The 1357-nt window shown below is 66.3% G+C and carries 2 protein-coding genes; both read right to left on the reverse strand.

Going from position 1 to position 1357, the window contains the following annotated elements:
• Nucleotides 1-178: 178 nt before the first annotated feature.
• Nucleotides 179-835, reverse strand: a complete 657-nt coding sequence (locus Q7T84_RS07790; protein ID WP_304807440.1) for a spermidine synthase — start codon at nucleotides 833-835, stop codon at nucleotides 179-181.
• A 123-nt stretch (nucleotides 836-958) separates the two neighbouring features.
• On the reverse strand, nucleotides 959-1357 hold a 399-nt coding region (locus tag Q7T84_RS07795), incomplete at its 5' end, for a DUF983 domain-containing protein (RefSeq protein WP_370653629.1).

Genomic DNA, 1357 nt, shown 5'->3' on the forward strand with positions numbered 1-1357 from the left:
AAGGACGGCGGCGCGTCGTCGGCCGGATACTGTCCATTCTCATGCCGGCAGATGTCGCAGAACGGGCGGATCTTCAGATAGGCGCGAAAGAGGCTCCCCTCCCCGCAGTTGGGACAGCGCCCCCGCGCCCCGCGCCTCAGACCAAGCCACGCGGAACGCGCCTTGGACGAGGTCGGGCTCATAACACCAGTTCGCCAACCGACTGCGACAGGGTTGACGACACCAGGATCCGGTTGCCGTCACCATATTCATGGCTCAGCGCAACGGCGTCAAAACCTCCCTGGCCCAGCGCTCGTCGAAAGTCCGTCCAGTCGCGCCCATCATAGAGCCAGTCGGTCAGGTTGATGACCATCATGCGGCCCGGCTTCAACACCCGGCCGACGGCTCGCCAGAAGGACGCCGAGAGATAGGCCTCCGGCGTGACGCAGGAGTCCTGGAAGTCGATGAACATCCCATCGAATGAGGCGGCCCTCGCCTGCTCCACATAGGCCGCCGCGTCGCTGACGACGACCTCCAGGCAGGGCGGCGCGCGAAAGAAGAGCTCGGCGAGCGGCTTTGCGCAGGGGTCGCGATCGACGGAGACCACGCTCGCTCCGGCCTGGTGGAGCATGGTCGAGGCCGCCCCGCCGCCAAAGCCCAGCACCAGAATCCGGCCCGCGCCTTCCTGGAGCAGGACGTCGACTGCGGCGTCCACGTGCGCAGCGAGGTTTCTACCGCGGACGTCGATCAAGGTCTGAAGAACGTCGCCCTTGAGATAGCCCACGGCGCCGTCCGCCCGCCGCATCGTCACGGAGACCTCGCCGGTCGAGGTCGGAGCGTCCAGGAGCTTGATCACGACACCCTCCCTGCCATTTCGCTTAGGGTCGCAACGGCTCGCGCCCCCTCCGCCAACACCACCGCTGCGGCCGTGACCTCCGAGGCGACCGCGCCGACCGGCGGGGTCGCTTGCGCTGAGGAGCTAGTCGTCATGGCGCGCCTCCGACGCTTGATTGTGAAATTGCAGGGCGATCAGGATCGCCTTGAAGGGGCGAAGCAGGGCCAGGGTCAGCAACCCCATTCCTGGCAGCCAGATGAGGAGTTGCAGCCAGATCGGCGGATGGAAGCGGATTTCCGCGAACAGCATCCCGAAGCAGCCAATAGCTCCAACGATCAGCAGGATGAACACCACCGGCCCATCGCCGGAATCAGCTCGCGAAAGGTCTGCGCCGCAGCGCTCGCAGGCCGACCGTACTTTCAGGTACCCGGAGAATAGCGGCGCCTCTCCGCAGTTTGGGCAGCGGCAGCGAGCGCCTGCCAAGATGGCGTTGGTCCTGTTCATAGCGAGGCCCTGGCCGGCGCCGAATGCGCGCGCCGGTAA

The sequence above is a fragment of the Phenylobacterium sp. genome, from assembly GCF_030654915.1.
In the GTDB taxonomy this organism is placed as follows: domain Bacteria; phylum Pseudomonadota; class Alphaproteobacteria; order Caulobacterales; family Caulobacteraceae; genus Phenylobacterium.